The sequence below is a fragment of the Corynebacterium sp. KPL2838 genome, from assembly GCF_040225455.1.
GTDB lineage: Bacteria > Actinomycetota > Actinomycetes > Mycobacteriales > Mycobacteriaceae > Corynebacterium > Corynebacterium rhinophilum.
Genome location: NZ_JBEHFT010000002.1, coordinates 41506 through 57890 on the forward strand (window position 1 = coordinate 41506; position 16385 = coordinate 57890).

A 16385-nucleotide genomic window follows, 5' to 3' on the forward strand; every position below is an offset into this window, starting at 1 on the left:
AGATGGCAAGAGTTATGTCTAGCTCTATTACCGAATCAGCCGTACGCGAGGCTCTTTCCCACGTACAGGATCCAGAAATCGGCCGCCCCATCACCGAACTCAATATGGTGAAATCGGTCGATATCGAAGGAAACGACGTCACCGTTGGCATTTATCTGACCATCGCGGGCTGCCCCATGAAGTCCACCATCGAGACCAATACCCGTGCCGCGGTCGAGGATATCGACGGCGTTGGCAAGGTCACCGTGACCATGGACGCGATGAGCGATGAGCAACGCCGCGAGCTGAAGCAAAAGCTACGCGGCGGCCAGGCCGAACCCGAGATTCCCTTTGCGAAGCCCGATTCGACGACCCGCGTATTTGCGGTGGCGTCGGGTAAGGGTGGCGTCGGCAAGTCCTCGATGACCGTCAACCTTGCCGCAGCGCTGGTGGATAAGGGCCTGAAGGTCGGCATTGTCGATGCCGATATTTACGGCCACTCCGTGCCCAGCCTGCTCGGCTCAACCGACGGCCCCACCGTGCTTGATGATGAAATGCTACTGCCACCCATCTCCCACGGCATTAAGCACATCTCGATCGGGCAGTTTGTGGAGGGTAACGCGCCCGTCGTCTGGCGCGGGCCTATGCTCCACCGCGCGCTGCAGCAGTTCTTGGCGGACGTATTCTGGGGCGATCTCGATGTCCTCCTCCTCGACCTGCCACCGGGTACCGGCGATGTGGCGCTGTCCGTTGCGCAGCTCATCCCGAATGCGGAGCTGCTCATCGTCACCACGCCGCAGGCCGCTGCGGCAGAGGTAGCCGAGCGCGCCGGTTCCATCTCCCAGCAAACGCGCCAGCGCGTGGCCGGCGTGATTGAGAACATGAGCGCCATGGTCATGCCGGATGGCTCCACCATGGACGTCTTTGGTGAAGGCGGCGGCCAGATCGTCGCAGACCGCCTCGGCGTCATCCTGGGCCACGAGGTGCCGCTGCTGGCCTCCGTACCGCTGGATCCGTCCCTGCGCTCGAATAGCGATGCCGGCACACCCATCGTGCTCGAAGCACCCGACTCCCCTGCCGCAAAGGAAATCAGGGCAGTTGCTGATAAGCTCGCCATCCGCTCCGATTCCCTCGTGGGCAAGAGCCTCAACCTGGGCGTGAACTAAGAGCGCGTTGTATTAGGTAACGTCGCTCCACTCAGAGCCGCCGCCGGTGGAATCTTCCCCACCGCGCTGCGGCTTTTGTTGTTGCTGGGGCGGCCGCTGCGCCGGCTGCTGGGGGGTTTCGGTGGTGTCGCCGTATACCTCGGAATAGTTAAAGGTGGGCCGGGCAGCACCATTGTTGTCTTGCGCGCGCTGTTCGGGTTCTTTCGGCGCGGTGCCGGATTTGATATCTTCGGCCATCTTCTGGGGATTGAAGTCGTCCCAGGCGGAATCATCGCCATCGAAAAGCGCCTTGGTAATAGCACCCTTCGGGCCTAACCGCGTCCACTGTGCAGCTTGGTTGAGCGGGCCGCGGATATCGTCGAATTCCGCGGAGATGGACCCCATCTCGCCGTTGAGCTCGGCCTTCGCATTATTGATGGCCTTGCGGGCGGCGTAGATGGCCGCGCGCACGTCCTTGATGACCTCCGGCATGCGCTCTGGACCGATGATGACGATGCCGAGGAGGACAATGACAATAATCTCGGGCCAGCCAATGGAAGAAAACACGGTTAAATCCTCGCCCTCCGTTTAGTTCTGTCCGCGCTGATTGTGTTTAATCGCGCGTACCACCGTCTCGACTTTATCCAGGAAATCCTGCTCCGGCCGGTGCGCCGGGGTCGACGCATCGGGGCCCGGCGCCACACCCTCTGTAGCCATTCCCGCCAGTTTGGCCAATAAGGACTGTGGGGCCTTCACCGCGGAATCATCACTGCAGTGGCGCACCCACTCGGAGGCATGGCGCTGGTGGTGCACGTCGGCGCGGCATTCCGCGCAGTGGACCAGGTGGATGCGCACGCGGTGCATGGCTTTGGGCTCCATCTCCCCGTCCACGAAGGCAACGACGGCCTCTGGGCCGAGGTGGCCGATGGAATCGCTGCGCCGCGCCCGCGCCTTTGCCTTATCCCGGGCCTTCGCCTGCGCGGGGGTAAAGTCACCCCGCACGCTGAGCCTGGAGAGGGTGCGGGGTCCGCGCAGTGAGTCCATCGACACCCTCCTCACGTTCATGCCACAGCCGGATTACTCACACTTAATCCCCCTGCTACGCGGCAGGGGAGCTAACGATTCGATTCTAGCGCGTGCGCAACAAGATGCGCGCTTCCGCATTGGTCTGTGCCTCTTTTTCCAGCGCCGCACGCAGTTGGGAGCGGCCGCGGTGGATGCGTGAGCGCACCGTGCCCATTTTCACGCCGAGGGTTTCGGCGATTTCGTCATAGCTCATGCCTTCGATATCACACAGAACCACGGCGACACGGAAATCCGGCGCCAGGCTATCCAGCGCGGACTGCAGTACGGGATCCAGGTTGGCCACGGTATAGGCCTGCTCCGGGGTCATATCCGTACCCGGAACGCGCTCATAGTCCTCAGGCAGGGACTCCATGCGGATCTTGGAGCGGTGGCGCACCATATCCAAAAAGAGGTTCGTGGTGATGCGGTGCAGCCAGCCGCCAAAGGTACCCGGTTGGTACTTATCCAAAGAGCGGAAGACACGCATGAAGGTCTCTTGGGTGAGATCCTCGGCATCCTGCTGGTCACCGGATAAACGGTAGGCCAAGCGGTACACGCCATCGGCGTGCTCTGCCACCAATTCGGCCCACGAAGGCATCGTGGCTTCCCCAGCATCGAACGCCGCGGTACCGGTCAACTCCACGTTCGGATCGGTGGAGGCAACGGACTCGGCATCGCGCTTCGTTTCTGTCATGGGTGTCATTTTTCTATACTCGGCGCGGAAACTCCAGCTGCTGCGCTGATAATATCCTGTGAGTCCGTCACATACTTCCCACAGACCACAATTTCGCTGGCTAGGCGCGTTTTTGCCACCCTAGCGCGCAACTTTACCTATTGTCTTAATCGTGACTACTACCGCATATGACGCACTGCGCTCCTATATCGATTCCACCAGTGAGCCTTCGGCGGCTCTCCGCGGAGCCCGCGACCACGCCGAGGAATACGGCCTGCCCGTCCCGGATGAATCCACCGGTCAGCTTCTCACCACGCTGACGGCAACCTCCTCCGGCGTGGTAGACCGCCCCCAGGCCGTGGCGATTACCCCTGCCGCCTCCGTCGTCGGTCTCTACCTGTTCGCGGGCATGCCAGACAACGGCATCCTCACGTGCATCGACCCTGAGGCCGAGCACCAGCGCAGCGCCAAGGCCGCTTTTCGCGAGGCCGGCTACACCCCCACCCGCGGTCGCTTCCTCCCCTCGCGCCCCCTCGACGTGCTCGGGCGCCTGGCCACCGAGGCCTACCAGGTCATTTACGCGGACGTCGCCGCCCTCGACCTCCCAGCCCTCATCAAGGCCGCCTGGCCCCTGCTGCACCAGCACGGCACACTCGTGCTCGCCAATGCGCTTCTCGATGGCACCGTCGCCGACACCTCCCGCACTGACCGCGATACCGCCGCCGCGCGCGAGGCCGATGAATACCTCCGCGAGCTCGAAGGCGCCACCGTAACCCGGCTCCCACTGGGTTCGGGGCTGACATTGGTAACGAAGCTTTAGAGGGGGCATCGGCAAGCGAGGGCCCTGCACGCGCTAAAAGATATCCGTATTCTGGGTGTACATGACAGCCGGACACTGCCCCATAAAGTCCTCGCCCGCGCACGGCGGCGAAACCACCGCGTGGCAGGTCAACGAGTTTCCTCCCTGGCGTGGCTGCCACCCCAACCCAAGCTTGTAACCCGCACCTGATTTAAGAGAGGAATGCCGTGACGACTCACCGCCCCGAACTCCACTTCATCCCCGATGCCGGCATCCTAGATGCGCCCGCCGGCGTCCTTCGCGATGGCGATACGTGGCACATGTTCTATCAATATCGCCCCACTCCCGATGCCCCGGCCCGCTGGGGACACACGTACTCGGAGGAAGCGCCGTTTAACTGGCTGGACTGCGATGACGTCCTTGCCCCAGTCGGCGGCGAGCTCGCCCTTCGCGCGGGTTCCGTGGCCCAAGGTGAGGACGCCATCAACCTCTATTTCACCTCCGTGACCGCGACCGGCACCTCCATTCGCCTCGCGCGCTATTCCGGCATCGACGATGTCTGCGAGGTCTCCGATGACTCCTCGGCCCTCGACCCCAACGTCGTGCGCTTTGGCGAGGTGGCTGGCAATACCACCGACCACACCCGGTTCCGCTCGCCCTCCGTCGTGCCCGATTGGGCCACCGATGACCGCGAAGACGGCCACAAGGGCTGGCTCATGCTGGCGCTATCCGGCCGCACCGACACCCCGCAGCCAGTCATTCTAGAAAGCCACGACGGTATCTCATGGTCCCTGCGCGGCGGCCTTACCTTCGAAGGTGACCCGGGCTTCCTCGACGGCGAAGTGCCCGCCGATTCCCCCATTCCTCCGGTGGTTTCCCCGCGCATCGTGCGCCTGCGCGATGAAGTCGACGAAGAGATCTACGACGTACTCTTTGTCACCCTCGAGCGCGACGGCCGCGATGTTTCCGGCTACCTCGTGGGTCAGCTGGAAGACACCACCTTCACGGTGGTTTCCGGTTTCCGCCGCGTGGACTTCGGCCACGATTTCTCCCGCCCGCGCAATACCAACGCCACCGCAGGCACGATCCCTGAAGAAAGCCGCTACGAGCGCGCCGTCATCCTCGGCCTGCTCAACGGCAACGGCCGCGGCGACGACGCCACCCAACACGCCTCTTGGGATGCCGAGGGCTGGTCAAATGCCCTCTCCCTGCCGCGCCAGGTCACGCTCGAGGGCGGCGTCTTGTACCAGGCACCGGCCACCGGCTTGCCCGAGGCGGTCAAGCTTTCGGATTATGCGCGCTCCTGGACCGGCGTCATGGAGGTTCCCACCGGCTCCAGCGTCACCATCACCCTTCTCGATGGCAACGGCGACCCCGCCGCCACCATCTGCCACTCCGGCGAGGAAATCAGCCTCGATCGTTCCATGAACAAGGCCTTCGACCACTTCTTCGCTGATTCCGCTCCCGCCACAGCCACGCTTGCCGATGGCGACTCCGACACCCTCACCATCATCCAAGACGGTTCCACGGTGGAGGTCTTCGTTGACGGCGGCCTCATCGCCATGGCCTCCCGCGTCTATTTCGACGGCGGCTGCTCCGGCATGGATGTCGAGACCACCGGTGATGCAGTCATCGAACAAGACTGGCAACGCTCCGGCTCCAAGCTCTAATACTGCTGCCCTCCTTCCCGGCCGCCCGCCTCTCGGCCCCCGCCTTTCTGCCCAAGCCTGTCGCCACGCGCCTTTCGGCCCCGCCCTTCGCGCTCACCGGCGAGGCGTCGCGACATCGGCAAGCAGCTCCCCGTGAGCGCCAAGGGAGGGTACGGTGACTGGCCGATTCCACCCCGCCCTTCGCGCTCACCGGCGAGCGACTCCGGCCATCAGAATGTGCTTGCCCTGAGCGCGAAGGGCGGGTATTCCTTCCATCTGGCCTCAGGACCGACCGCACGGGTCAAATGATGCCGTCCTTAGCCGCATTCTGCACCCTCGTTTTCCGTCAGCCACCGCCCTGCCGATGCCACCAGCCTTTCGCGCTCACGGGCAAGGTGGAGGGGCATCGGCAAGCTGTTCCTCGTGAACGCCAAGGGAGGCAACGGTGGCTGGCTGATTCCATCCCCGCCCTTCGCGCTCACCGGAAGCACAAAAGAACCGCCCCGCGCGCTGCTGGTGAGCGCGAAGGGCGGTACAGGTTGCCACGAGGCAGGTGTGCGATTAAGAAACGGCGCGGAGGCGGTCTAGGCGGGCGCGGGCGGTGACCGTCAGCGTGGGTGGAAGGGCGGCCATGCGCTCGGCAAGCTCGTCGGCGCTGATGTGGCGAGCGGACGGGCTCATTCCTACCTGTGCGGCGATGGCCGCTTTGTCCAACTGGATGGGGAAGGAAATATCAACCGGATCGGCCGCTTGCTCGAGGTGGCCTTCCGCCTGCTCATACATGCGGTCAACCTTGCCCTCTTCTACGCCGAGGATGCCGAGGGGTTCGCGCAGCTCATCGAGGTGCCCGGCGCCTGGGGTCAGGACGATAACCTGGCCGCCGGGGGCGAGGACGCGCTGAAACTCGGCTGGGTTGCGCGGGGCGAAGACCACGGAAATGGCGTCGATGGATTCATCGCGGATGGGAAGTTGCTGCCAGACATCGGCAACCACGGCGCCCACGCGCGGGTGGCACTTGGCCAAGTGCTTGGCTGCGTGCGGGGAAATATCGAGGCCGACGCCGCGCGCGCCGTCGATGGAGTCAAGCGTGTGGGCCAGATAGTAGCCGGTCCCGGCGCCGACCTCGAGGAGCGAAGCGGGCGTAGAGACAGACAGCGAGCTGGCATCGAGCGCGTCTTGCACCGCGCCGGTCACAGACTCGACGAAGGGCGCGAAGTGGCCCGTGGCCAGGTACGCCTCGCGGGCGTTGACCATGTCCATGTCATCGCCCTTGTGCTTCAGGCCGGCACCGGCCGCTAAGGTCACATACCCTTGCTTGGCCACATCAAAGGAATGGCCGGACTCCGAAACGAGGCGGGAAAAATCACCGGCGCCGGAAAGCGCCGTGCCGTCGTTTGGATCGGCCAGAATGTCGACGATATGAGAAAGCATGTATCCAGACTAGCTAGAAACCTCGGTCAACAAAGAACCGAGCTCCGCGGCTTCTTCTTTGTTCAGCTCAATAACGATGCGCCCGCCGCCGTCAGAAGGGATGCGCATGACGATCTTGCGGGATTCCACCACCGCTTCCATTTCGCCGCCAGTGGTACGTGGCTTCATTGCTGCCATAGTAGGGCTCCTTAACTATCTTCGTTTCTATCCAGCTTAGTCCCTTTTTGCCCGCTTTTCCGCGCAGCCGCTAATTCTTGCTCAAGTTGCGCGAGCAGATCATCGACCTGATCCTGGCGGTACCCGCGCGGGACGACCTCGAATTGCACGTCCTCAAAACGGCCCTGAGCTGCGGCGGCGCGGTTATTTTCCAGCACCTTCTGCGGCTCATCGGGCGGGTCCATCACGGTCCCGGGCCCAAATATCGAGCCCCACAGCCACGTTCCGATCACGATGAACGCAATGAGCACCACGATGAGCACAATCCAGGACAGCATGGCTTAAATCCTACCTAGCAGCGGCGGGCGCTGAGCAATTGGCGCTCCCACCCCGGCGCGCGAGAGCAGCGTGCGCGCCACGATATCCGCCATCGGTGCCAGCTCATGAAGCGGCCGGTTGCGGTGGACTCGAGTACCTAGGTCTACTTCTGTCAGCCCGCCGCGCTTGCCGATGTCCACCAGCAGCCCCGCTTCCACCCCATAGCCCTCCACGAAGGGCACCTCTAGCGCGGCAGAGCGGCGGATCGCGTACTCGCCGCCCAAGGGCTGATCGATGTGGGCTAGCTCTGGGAAGAACTGCCGGATGAGTGGCTTTGCGGTGAGTTCGGTCACGCGCCCGCCGCCGGTGGGTTGGCCGTTGAGGCTGCGGCGATAGCGGGCCTTGACCATGGTTACGCTGGGATCCTCAAAGGGCGCCGCGAGTGCTGTGACCATGCCGGGCGCAGCGGATTCTAGGTCGGCGTCGATAAATACGACAATGTCTCCGCGCGCGGCGGCGACCCCGCGCCAGAGGGATTCGCCCTTGCCGGGGCGCGGCGGTTCGGGCAGGATATCGCGCCAATTGCGCACATCGGCACCGGCGGCGCGCGCCACTGCGGCGGTCTCGTCGGTGGAGTCGGCATCGATGACGAGCATTTCGAGGGGGTCATCGGCAAGGCAGGCGCGGATAACGCCGGCCACGGTGGATTCCTCATTGAGCGCCGGGATGATGACGGAAACGCTCATGCGAGCCCGCGCGTGGTGTCAAGGGGCGTGGCCGTGCCCTGGATGGCGGCGGTCATGCGGATGACGTCGACCGTCTCAGCGACCTCGTGGACGCGGAAGGCGGCCACCCCGTGCGCTGCGGCCCAGGCCGTGGCGGTGAGCGTTCCGGCGACGCGGTCTCCTACCCCGCGCGCGAGGGTCTCGCCCACGAAGTCCTTATTGGATAGCGCCATGAGCACGGGCCAGCCGGTAGCGACGATCTCGTCGATACGTCGCAGGAGCTCTAGGCCGTGATAGGTGTTTTTGCCAAAGTCGTGCGTGGGATCGATGAAGGTGAGAGCTTCGGGGCAGCCAAGCCCCGCGGCCTTTTCCGCCAGGGCGGTGGTCTCTGCAACGACGTCAGCGACGACATCATCAAAGTGGACTCGGTGCGGGCGGGTGCGCGGGGTAATCCCGCCGGTATGCGAGCACACGTAGCCCACGCGGTGGTGGCCGGCGACCTCGATAAGCTGCGGATCCCAGCCGGCCCAGGTGTCATTGACCAGCCCTGCCCCAGCGGCGATGGCGGCCTCGGCGACCTCGCTGCGCCAAGTGTCGACGGAAATAAGTACCTCCGGGTGGCGCTCGTGCACGCGGGCGATGGTGGGCACGACGCGGTCGATTTCTTCCGCGCTATCCACTTCCTCGCCCGGTCCGGCCTTGACTCCGCCGATATCGATGATGGAGGCTCCCGCCACAATGGCCTCATCGCAGCGCTTGAGGGCGGGGTCCATGTCAAAGGTGGCCCCCTTGTCATAAAAGGAATCCGGGGTGCGATTGACTATCGCCATCACGCGCGCGAGGCTCAACGCGGCTCCCTAATGCGTTTATCGCTCATCACCTTGTGGCGCTCGATGATATGGGCGACGGCCTCATCGGGGTCATCGGTAAGCAGGAAAAGGCCTTGGTCGTCTTCGTTGATATACCCACCGGCAGCGAGGGTATTTTTCATCCATTCCAGCAGGCCAGACCAGTACTCTGTACCCATGAGCACGATGGGATAGTTAGTGACCTTACCGGTTTGAACCATGCAGAGAACCTCGAAGAACTCATCCATGGTGCCCATGCCGCCGGGCAGGCAGACGAAGGCCTGGGAGTACTTCAAGAACATGGTCTTGCGGGCGAAGAAGTAGCGGAAGTTCAGGCCCAAGTCCACGTACTTATTGAGGCCCTGCTCGTGCGGCAATTCGATGCCGAGTCCCACCGAGAGGCCATCGCCCTCGTGCGCACCCTTATTCGCCGCCTCCATGATGCCGGGGCCGCCGCCGGTGATGACGGCGTAGGCGCATTCAGCGAGCTTGCGGCCGAGTTCTTCGGCCATCTGATAGCTCGCATCCTCAGGCTTGGTGCGCGCGGAGCCAAAAACCGTCACTGCCTTGGGCAGCTTAGCCAGCGCATCGAAGCCGGCGACGAATTCGCCTTGGATGCGCAGCACGCGCCACGGATCGGCGTGCTGCCACTCGTGGTCCGCGCCGGATTCCAGCAGGCGCTGGTCAAAGGTGGAGCCTTGTTCTCCCTCGCTGCGCAGCAAGAGCGGGCCGCGCAGGGTACGCATGTGGTCAGGGGTCATTTTTATCCCTTCAAGTAATTAAGCAGTGCGGTAGAAACTTCAGTGATTTGCGCCGTGGGCACCTGCTCGTCCTTCTTATGCGCAAAGCCAGGATCGCCGGCACCGAAATTTACGGCGGGAATGCCTATCTCAGCAAAGCGCGAGACATCGGTCCAGCCGAACTTGGCGCGGACGTTGCCGCCGACGGCATCGACAAGCGCGCGTGCCGCAGGCTGCCCCAGGCCAGGCAGGGCGGCACCGGCGATGTCATCGATCTCTATGGTGACGTCCTCATGCTTGCCGATGACCCCCTTCATGTACTCCAACGCCTCCTCCGTACTGCGGTCCGGGGCGAAGCGGAAGTTGACGAACATCCATGCCTCGTCCGGCAAGGTATTGGTGGCCACGCCGGCCTCCAGGTGGACGATGTTCAGGCCCTCGCGGTAGGTGCAGCCATCGATGGTGACCTCGCGCGGCTCGTAGTCCGCAATGCGGGTCATGACGGGGGCGAGCTTGTGCGCGGCGTTGGAGCCGAGCCACGCGCGGGCCGAGTGCGCGCGGGTGCCATGCGCCGTCACGCGCAGACGAATCGTGCCTTGGCAACCGGCCTCGACCATGGCGCCGGAGGGCTCGCCGAGGAGCGCGAAATCGCCCTGCAACCACTCGGGGTGGTCCTTTTGCAAGTGGCCCAGCCCATTAAATTCAGTGGATACCTCTTCGCCTTCATAGGCGATGACGGTCAGATCGTGCTGGAGCTCTTCCGATGCATGCAGGTGAGCAAAGGCGTTGAGGTATACCGCCATGCCGGATTTCATGTCCACGGTGCCGCAGCCGAACATGATCTCGGCGCCATCTTCGGCGGTGTCCATATGATGCGGTACGTTATCTGCCAATGGAACGGTATCGATGTGGCCTGCAAGAACCACGCGGGAAGCCATCCCGCGGTTCGTGCGCGCGCACACGGTATTGCCAAAGCGGGCGACCTCCACGTCTAGACCACGCAGGGCTTCTTCCACCGCATCCGCAATGGCCTCCTCGTGGTGGGAGGGGCTCGGGATATCGACGAGCGCCTTGGTCACTTCAATGGGGTCGCCATATAGATCTAAAGTCACAAGCCGCCATGGTAGCGTCCCGCTGGGTCCGTTGCATTGTGTAATGTTCATTTCACTGCAAAAAATAACCTCTCACAAGGTGGTAATTATGGCCGAAGCCACACAATTGAAATCGCGACACCTCACCATGATGGGCCTTGGCTCCGCGGTGGGTGCCGGTCTCTTCTTGGGCGTCGGGTTGGGAATCCAAATCTCCGGCACCTCGGTGCTCATCTCTTATGCCGTCGCCGGCGTCCTCATCGCGCTCATCATGTGGATGCTCGGGGAAATCGCCGCGGCACGTCCCTCTCTGGGGTCCTTTTCCACCTACGCTGGCCAGGCCTTCGGCCACTGGGCGCGCTTTACGATGGGTTGGATCTACTGGTTCATGCTCATCATGGTCATGGGTGCCGAAATCACCGGCGCCGCCGCGATCATCGGCAGTTGGTTCGATATCGCCCCGTGGATTCCCGCGCTTATCGCGGTGGCCTTCTTCGCCGTGGTGAACTTCGCTGCCGTGCGCGGCTTTGGTGAATTCGAGTTCTGGTTCGCGATCATCAAGGTCGCCGTCATCATCGCCTTCCTCGTCGTCGGCATCCTCATGGCACTGGGCATCCTGCCCGGCATGGATCTCTCCCGCGCCGGCACCAACTTCACCGATAACTTCCTACCCAATGGCATGCCGGGCTTCGCCGCGGGCCTCCTGGCCGTGGCCTTCGCCTTCGGCGGAATCGAGCTGGTGACCATCGCCGCCGCCGAGTCCGAAGACCCAGCCCGCAACGTGGCGACCGCGGTGCGCGCCATCATCGTGCGCATCATGATCTTCTACATCGGCTCCATCGTGGTTATCACCATGGCCCTGCCGTTTAGCCAGATCCAAGATGCCGACGCCGCCGCCAATTCACCGTTCACCTTGGTACTCGAGGCCGCCAAGATTCCTTTCGCCGCCGGCTTCATGGAGGCCATCATCGCGCTGGCCCTCCTGTCTGCCTTCAACGCGCAGATTTACGCCACCTCCCGCTTGGTCTTTGACATGGCCAAGGACCACTGCGCGCCCAAGTCCTTCCTCAAGACCAACCACTCCGGCTCCCCCATCAACGCCGTCATCTTGTCCATGATCTTCGCCTTCGCCTCGGTCGGCCTCCAATTCTGGAACCCGCCGGGACTGCTGGCCTTCCTCTTCAACGCCGTCGGCGGCTGCCTCTTGGTGGTCTGGGCGTTCATCGTCGCCTCCTTCCTCAAGCTGCACCCGCAGCTCAAGGAAAACGACGAGCTCACGGATATCCGCGTGCCCGGCTACCCCTGGTTGCCGTGGACGACCGCCGTCGCGCTGGCCGCGCTGACCATCTTCATGCTCTTTGATCCCTCCGCCCGCAACCAAGTCATCGCCGTCATCATCCTCTTTGCCGCGCTCGTCGCCTTGTCCTTCGTGGTTCCCGCGGGCAAGCGCGAACAAGTACGGCAGTAATTGCTAAGCTAACCACCATGACTTCTGCATCCGCACGTGGCCTGGCAACCATTACCCACGACGGCACCGTCTTGGACGTTTGGTTCCCAGCAGTTCATACCGATAAGCAAGTAGAGACCACCGGCACGACGCGTTTGGAGGAGACTCCGCAGCAGTTCTCCGCCCTCGTCGGTCCCGATGAGGAGCGCGGCGTGGCCCGAGTGGCGGTGGAAACCTCCATCGCTGACCTCGACGAGGCCCCCACCGATACCTACGACGCCTACCTGCGCCTCCACCTGCTCTCCCACCGTGAGGTAAAACCGCACGGCCTCAACATGGACGGCATCTTCCGCCACCTCAATAACGTCGTATGGACCAACTACGGCCCCTGCGCCGTCTCCGATTTCCAGATGGTGCGCGGCCGCCTCGCCTCCCGCGGCCCCGTCGTGGTCTACTCCGTGGATAAGTTCCCCCGCATGGTGGACTACGTTGTACCCTCCGGTGTGCGCATCGGTGACGCCGACCGCGTCCGCTTGGGCGCCCACCTGGCAGAGGGCACCACAGTCATGCACGAGGGCTTCGTCAACTTCAACGCCGGTACCCTGGGCGCTTCCATGGTGGAAGGCCGCATTTCCGCGGGCGTCGTCGTGGGCGATGGCTCCGATATCGGCGGCGGCGCCTCCATCATGGGCACCCTGTCCGGCGGTGGCAAGGAAGTTATTTCCATCGGCGAGCGCTGCCTGCTCGGCGCCAACTCGGGCATTGGCATTTCGCTTGGCGATGACGCCGTTGTCGAAGCCGGCCTCTACGTCACCGCCGGCACCAAGGTCGCCGTCTTTGGCAAGGTGGCTGAGGCCCTGGGCGTCGGCAATGGCGAGGCCATCAAGGGTTCCCAGCTCTCCGGTGCCTCCGGCCTGCTGCTGCGCCGCAATTCCGTCTCCGGTGCCGTCGAGGCCGTGGAGTGGAATGCGGAGGCCGTCGCACTGAACGAGGACCTCCACAAGAATTAACGCCACCCCAATTCCGGCGCCCTGCGGCCGAGAAATACCATGGAGAAGTGTCTGATAACTCTTCTACCCTTGGTTCTGGCCTGAAGGTCCGCCACCTGACCATGATGGGGCTCGGTTCCACCATTGGCGCCGGTCTCTTCCTCGGCACGGGCGTCGGCATTTCCGCCGCCGGCCCAGCGGTAATCATCGCCTATGCGATCGCCGGATTCCTCGCCATCCTCGTGATGCAAATGCTCGGGGAAATGGGAACGGTCATCCCCGCCTCCGGCTCCTTTTCCGAATACGCCGAACACGGCATCGGCCGCTGGGCAGGCTTTACCCAAGGGTGGATTTACTGGTGCGCCACCGTCGCCGTCCTCGGCGCCGAAATCACCGGCGCCGCAGGTTTCATCGGCTCGTGGTTCGACGTCCCTTCTTGGATACCCGCTGCCATCTGCGTCGCCGTCTTCGGCCTAGTCAACCTGCTGCGCGTGCGCACCTTCGGCGAATTTGAGTACTGGTTCGCGCTCATCAAGGTCGTCGTCATCATCGCCTTCCTCATCATCGGCGCCCTCCTCATCTTCGGCCTCCTGCCGGGCCACACTTTCGTGGGCACATCCGTCTTCCTTGCCGATGGCTTCATGCCCAACGGCCTCGGCGGCGTCGCCGCCGGCCTGCTCGCCGTAGCCTTCGCTTTCGGCGGCATCGAGGTCGTCGCCATCGCCTCCGCCGAATCCGAGGACCCCGAAAAGTCCTTGGTCAACGCTGTGCGCTCCACCATCTTGCGGATCTCCGTGTTCTACTTGGGCTCCGTCCTCGTCATCACGTTTCTGCTTTCCTATTCCAGCCTGGACGCCGCCTCCACCGCCGCCGAATCGCCATTCACCATGGTCCTCGACCGCGCCGGCATCCCCGGTGCCGCCGGCATCATGGAGGTCATCATCGTCCTCGCGCTGCTATCCGCTTTCAACGCGCAAATCTTCGCCTCCTCCCGCATGATGCACTCGCTCGCCTCCCGCGGCGAGGCCCCGCGCATCTTCGCCGCCACCAATACCGAGGGCGTGCCCACCACCGCCATCGCCCTATCCGTCACACTTTCCGTGCTCATGGTCGTCCTCAACTACACCGATACCGGCTGGTTGCTCACCTTCATGCTCAACGCCGCCGGCGCCTCCCTGCTCATCGTGTGGGTCTTCATCGCCGTCAGCCAGCTGCGCCTACGCCGCCAACTCGAGGCCCTGCATCCACTCCCCATCCGCATGTGGGCCTTCCCCTATCTCACTTGGTTCGCCCTTGCCCTCTTCGCGGCCATCGCGGTGCTCATGCTTACCGATGCCACCGCCCGCACCCAACTCCTCTCCGCCGCCGCCATGTTCGCGGTGCTCGCCATCGCGGGTGTGCTCAATTCCAAGGCTCGCGGCATCGACCCGACCTCCACGCTCCCTCTGACCTAGCGGCCACTCCCCGCCTCCAGCCCACCATCACTGCCCTCACGCCCCATTACCCCGCCCTTCGCGCTCACCAGGGGACGTTCCAGCGCACCCAAGTGGCCGCCGGTGAGCGCGAAGGGGGCGTCGAGGGAGGAGTGGAGGGAGTTATCCACAGGGCAGCGGCGAGAATAGCGCGCGGGAACGCAAAATGGGACGGTTATCCACAGGCTAGCGAAATCCGTATGGACGGGAAGGCGGCCGCTTCTTTAGGTTGAAGCCATGGGGGCATGGACGACTGCGCAGTTGCGCGAGCAGGGGCTGGGCAAGGACGCGATTCGGCGGCGAGTGCGCGCGGGCAAGCTGCACCGCGTGCACCGGGGGATTTATACCGACGAGTGGTCGCCGATGGCGGTGGCGAAGGCGCTGGTGCATGGGCTGAGCCGCATTCATTTTACGGGGAAGACCGCGCAAGAAATTCACCTCGACCGGCCGCTGACGTTTCCGCTAGAGGCGGAGGGCCCGCGCACGCTGCGGGGTAAGAATTTCCGGGTTTCGCATTCTCGCCTCAAGGCAACGAGCCTGGTCAAAGGGCTACCGGTGGTGCAGGTTCTGTGGGCTGCTCGCAAGATTGCTAGGGCCTGTGGCCCGCTGCTGGAAGAGTTTTACCGCGGTGAAAAGGGGCCCGGCCGGCTGGAGCGGGACCGCAAACGAATGGGCCGGACACCACGTGCGTTGAAGGAGACGATTCGGCGCTCCGCCATCGGCGCGGATAGCCCGCCGGAGCGGAAGGTCAGCCGCGCGCTGCGCGCCGAGGGCATCTTCCCTGTTCACAACGCCCTAGTGTGTGGGTACCGCTTCGACCTATTGATGGGCAAGCTCATCGTGGAAATCGACGGCTGGACCTACCACAGCCACAGCATCGCGTTCCAGGCCGACCGTTCCAAACAGAACGCCGCAACCGCACACGGGTACACGGTCCTGCGCTTTACTGCCGATGACGTCACTCACCACCTTGACCAAGTCATCCTGCTTATCAAAGCCACCCGTGACCTGCTCAAAGGCCGCAAGCCACAGCTTCCCATGTCCGCCACCCAGCCATATTGGCGCTGGCATCTATGCGTCTAACCCTTGCCATAATGTCAAGTTTACTTTATATTAAGTCATGTAAACACGACAAGAGAGGTGATGATGTGGCCGGACAACCCAACATGGTCCGCAAGTGGCGGCGCTGGCGCGAATGGTCGCAAGGCGAACTAGCAGAGCGCGTCGGCGTCTCCCGGCAAACTATCGCAAATATCGAACGCGGCAACTACTCCCCGTCCGTGCACCTCGCATTGGACATCTGCCACGAACTAGATAAAACAGTCGAAGAAATCTTTGGAGCTGAACAACATGTTTAACGCCATCGCCAACATATCCCTCAACCACATCGAGCGCGCCTCCACCGACGAGTTCGAACGCGACATCCTCACCAAGGCCTCCGCCATCACCCTTACCCAAGCACCTTCCTCGAGCTCATCGTCGCCGCCATCCTCGCCTGGTCCCTCCCCGGCCACCTCAGCCTCCTCGCACTCCTCGCCATTGTCCCCTCCATCGCCGGCACGTCCCTCAGCACCGCCTGGATGCGCAGGCACATCGCCACCCCAACGGTCCGCTCCAATTGGACCTTAACCGCCCTCTACCTCATCCCGATGTTCCTCTGCTTCGCCGGCATCGCTTACCACACCTTCACGCTTTCCGATGCCCCCGCTGCCCCTACCTCATCGGCGCCACCGTAGGTGCCATCACGGCCGTCCTCTTCTCCCCTGCGCTCCGACGGAAGCAAAACCGCCGCGACCAGTCCCGCCTCGACGCCACCCTCGAGGACTAGTACCTCACCTCCACCATCCGCCTTCAGGCA

20 protein-coding genes are annotated in these 16385 nt (G+C 63.4%); 9 read left to right on the plus strand and 11 right to left on the minus strand.

Annotation, left to right across the window (positions count from 1 at the left end):
• Positions 1 to 14 precede the first annotated feature (14 nt).
• Positions 15 to 1145: an Mrp/NBP35 family ATP-binding protein gene (locus tag ABRP98_RS01080; protein ID WP_284769893.1), complete on the plus strand. Its 1131-nt coding sequence runs from the start codon at positions 15 to 17 to the stop codon at positions 1143 to 1145.
• A 12-nt stretch (positions 1146 to 1157) separates the two neighbouring features.
• Here ABRP98_RS01080 and ABRP98_RS01085 read toward each other — a convergent pair whose 3' ends face one another.
• From ABRP98_RS01085 to sigE, 3 genes are all read right to left on the minus strand, one after another.
• Positions 1158 to 1691 carry a twin-arginine translocase TatA/TatE family subunit gene (locus ABRP98_RS01085; protein WP_349857080.1) on the minus strand — a complete coding sequence of 178 codons (534 nt, stop codon included), beginning with the start codon at positions 1689 to 1691 and terminating at the stop codon, positions 1158 to 1160.
• Positions 1692 to 1712: 21 nt separating this feature from the next.
• Entirely contained in the window at positions 1713 to 2189 is a 477-nt protein-coding gene (locus ABRP98_RS01090) for an anti-sigma factor family protein (RefSeq protein ID WP_349857081.1), read from the minus strand.
• 64 nt (positions 2190 to 2253) lie between these two features.
• Positions 2254 to 2883, minus strand: a complete 630-nt coding sequence (gene sigE / locus ABRP98_RS01095; RefSeq protein WP_005280118.1) for an RNA polymerase sigma factor SigE — start codon at positions 2881 to 2883, stop codon at positions 2254 to 2256.
• 151 nt (positions 2884 to 3034) lie between these two features.
• Between sigE and ABRP98_RS01100 the strand changes: the two genes are divergently transcribed.
• Together ABRP98_RS01100 and ABRP98_RS01105 are read left to right on the plus strand one after the other, a co-directional pair.
• Positions 3035 to 3682 carry an O-methyltransferase gene (locus ABRP98_RS01100; RefSeq protein ID WP_349857082.1) on the plus strand — a complete coding sequence of 216 codons (648 nt, stop codon included), beginning with the start codon at positions 3035 to 3037 and terminating at the stop codon, positions 3680 to 3682.
• 206 nt (positions 3683 to 3888) lie between these two features.
• A complete protein-coding gene (locus ABRP98_RS01105) occupies positions 3889 to 5331 on the plus strand; it encodes a GH32 C-terminal domain-containing protein (protein ID WP_349857083.1) in 1443 nt (480 codons plus the stop codon).
• 540 nt (positions 5332 to 5871) lie between these two features.
• Here the strand turns inward: ABRP98_RS01105 and ABRP98_RS01110 are convergent.
• The 7 genes from ABRP98_RS01110 to dapE are packed head-to-tail and all read right to left on the minus strand — an operon-like array spanning position 5872 to position 10640.
• A complete protein-coding gene (locus ABRP98_RS01110; protein ID WP_349857084.1) occupies positions 5872 to 6741 on the minus strand; it encodes a methyltransferase domain-containing protein in 870 nt (289 codons plus the stop codon).
• A gap of 9 nt (positions 6742 to 6750) precedes the next feature.
• Entirely contained in the window at positions 6751 to 6918 is a 168-nt protein-coding gene (locus tag ABRP98_RS01115; RefSeq protein ID WP_005280113.1) for a DUF3117 domain-containing protein, read from the minus strand.
• 11 nt (positions 6919 to 6929) lie between these two features.
• Positions 6930 to 7235: a DivIVA domain-containing protein gene (locus ABRP98_RS01120; RefSeq protein ID WP_284782508.1), complete on the minus strand. Its 306-nt coding sequence runs from the start codon at positions 7233 to 7235 to the stop codon at positions 6930 to 6932.
• Positions 7236 to 7238: 3 nt separating this feature from the next.
• Positions 7239 to 7961, minus strand: a complete 723-nt coding sequence (locus ABRP98_RS01125; protein ID WP_349857085.1) for a glucosyl-3-phosphoglycerate synthase — start codon at positions 7959 to 7961, stop codon at positions 7239 to 7241.
• On the minus strand, positions 7958 to 8770 hold the full coding sequence (gene folP, locus ABRP98_RS01130) for a dihydropteroate synthase (RefSeq protein WP_349836699.1): 813 nt from the start codon (positions 8768 to 8770) through the stop codon (positions 7958 to 7960). Before folP ends, ABRP98_RS01125 begins: the two co-directional genes overlap by 4 nt.
• A gap of 14 nt (positions 8771 to 8784) precedes the next feature.
• Entirely contained in the window at positions 8785 to 9549 is a 765-nt protein-coding gene (locus ABRP98_RS01135; RefSeq protein WP_349857086.1) for an LOG family protein, read from the minus strand.
• A gap of 2 nt (positions 9550 to 9551) precedes the next feature.
• A complete protein-coding gene (gene dapE / locus ABRP98_RS01140) occupies positions 9552 to 10640 on the minus strand; it encodes a succinyl-diaminopimelate desuccinylase (protein WP_349857087.1) in 1089 nt (362 codons plus the stop codon).
• An 88-nt stretch (positions 10641 to 10728) separates the two neighbouring features.
• Here dapE and ABRP98_RS01145 point away from each other — a divergent pair, with 88 nt between their 5' ends.
• The 5 genes from ABRP98_RS01145 (at position 10729) to ABRP98_RS01165 (ending at position 15885) form a co-directional block, all read left to right on the plus strand.
• Positions 10729 to 12087, plus strand: a complete 1359-nt coding sequence (locus ABRP98_RS01145) for an amino acid permease (RefSeq protein ID WP_349857088.1) — start codon at positions 10729 to 10731, stop codon at positions 12085 to 12087.
• Positions 12088 to 12104: 17 nt separating this feature from the next.
• The gene (gene dapD / locus ABRP98_RS01150; RefSeq protein WP_349857089.1) at positions 12105 to 13076 is read left to right on the plus strand and encodes a 2,3,4,5-tetrahydropyridine-2,6-dicarboxylate N-succinyltransferase; all 972 of its coding nucleotides are present in this window, start codon (positions 12105 to 12107) and stop codon (positions 13074 to 13076) included.
• Between the two features lie 101 nt (positions 13077 to 13177).
• Positions 13178 to 14509 carry an amino acid permease gene (locus ABRP98_RS01155; protein ID WP_349857131.1) on the plus strand — a complete coding sequence of 444 codons (1332 nt, stop codon included), beginning with the start codon at positions 13178 to 13180 and terminating at the stop codon, positions 14507 to 14509.
• Positions 14510 to 14764: 255 nt separating this feature from the next.
• A complete protein-coding gene (locus tag ABRP98_RS01160; RefSeq protein WP_349857090.1) occupies positions 14765 to 15610 on the plus strand; it encodes a DUF559 domain-containing protein in 846 nt (281 codons plus the stop codon).
• An 83-nt stretch (positions 15611 to 15693) separates the two neighbouring features.
• Complete coding sequence (locus ABRP98_RS01165; RefSeq protein WP_284782607.1) at positions 15694 to 15885, plus strand: helix-turn-helix transcriptional regulator; 192 nt, start codon at positions 15694 to 15696, stop codon at positions 15883 to 15885.
• On the opposite strand, the gene ABRP98_RS01170 is transcribed toward ABRP98_RS01165, so the two are convergent.
• Positions 15838 to 16119 (minus strand): hypothetical protein, encoded by a 282-nt coding sequence (locus ABRP98_RS01170; protein ID WP_284782501.1) that lies wholly within the window; start codon positions 16117 to 16119, stop codon positions 15838 to 15840. The genes ABRP98_RS01165 and ABRP98_RS01170 overlap by 48 nt on opposite strands.
• Between ABRP98_RS01170 and ABRP98_RS01175 the strand changes: the two genes are divergently transcribed.
• Positions 16108 to 16263 (plus strand): hypothetical protein, encoded by a 156-nt coding sequence (locus ABRP98_RS01175; RefSeq protein WP_349857091.1) that lies wholly within the window; start codon positions 16108 to 16110, stop codon positions 16261 to 16263. The genes ABRP98_RS01170 and ABRP98_RS01175 overlap by 12 nt on opposite strands.
• Positions 16264 to 16385: the final 122 nt, after the last annotated feature.

Excerpts from the sequence above, each read along its gene's own strand:
- ABRP98_RS01080 (WP_284769893.1), top strand. The coding sequence starts at position 15 with ATGTCTAGCTCTATTACCGAATCAGCCGTACGCGAGGCTCTTTCCCAC.
- ABRP98_RS01090 (WP_349857081.1), bottom strand. The coding sequence starts at position 2,189 with ATGAACGTGAGGAGGGTGTCGATGGACTCACTGCGCGGACCCCGCACC.
- sigE (WP_005280118.1), bottom strand. The coding sequence starts at position 2,883 with ATGACAGAAACGAAGCGCGATGCCGAGTCCGTTGCCTCCACCGATCCG.
- ABRP98_RS01110 (WP_349857084.1), bottom strand. The coding sequence starts at position 6,741 with ATGCTTTCTCATATCGTCGACATTCTGGCCGATCCAAACGACGGCACG.
- ABRP98_RS01115 (WP_005280113.1), bottom strand. The coding sequence starts at position 6,918 with ATGGCAGCAATGAAGCCACGTACCACTGGCGGCGAAATGGAAGCGGTG.
- ABRP98_RS01120 (WP_284782508.1), bottom strand. The coding sequence starts at position 7,235 with ATGCTGTCCTGGATTGTGCTCATCGTGGTGCTCATTGCGTTCATCGTG.
- ABRP98_RS01125 (WP_349857085.1), bottom strand. The coding sequence starts at position 7,961 with ATGAGCGTTTCCGTCATCATCCCGGCGCTCAATGAGGAATCCACCGTG.
- folP (WP_349836699.1), bottom strand. The coding sequence starts at position 8,770 with ATGGCGATAGTCAATCGCACCCCGGATTCCTTTTATGACAAGGGGGCC.
- ABRP98_RS01135 (WP_349857086.1), bottom strand. The coding sequence starts at position 9,549 with ATGACCCCTGACCACATGCGTACCCTGCGCGGCCCGCTCTTGCTGCGC.
- ABRP98_RS01145 (WP_349857088.1), top strand. The coding sequence starts at position 10,729 with ATGGCCGAAGCCACACAATTGAAATCGCGACACCTCACCATGATGGGC.
- dapD (WP_349857089.1), top strand. The coding sequence starts at position 12,105 with ATGACTTCTGCATCCGCACGTGGCCTGGCAACCATTACCCACGACGGC.
- ABRP98_RS01155 (WP_349857131.1), top strand. The coding sequence starts at position 13,178 with ATGATGGGGCTCGGTTCCACCATTGGCGCCGGTCTCTTCCTCGGCACG.
- ABRP98_RS01160 (WP_349857090.1), top strand. The coding sequence starts at position 14,765 with ATGGGGGCATGGACGACTGCGCAGTTGCGCGAGCAGGGGCTGGGCAAG.
- ABRP98_RS01165 (WP_284782607.1), top strand. The coding sequence starts at position 15,694 with ATGGTCCGCAAGTGGCGGCGCTGGCGCGAATGGTCGCAAGGCGAACTA.
- ABRP98_RS01175 (WP_349857091.1), top strand. The coding sequence starts at position 16,108 with ATGCGCAGGCACATCGCCACCCCAACGGTCCGCTCCAATTGGACCTTA.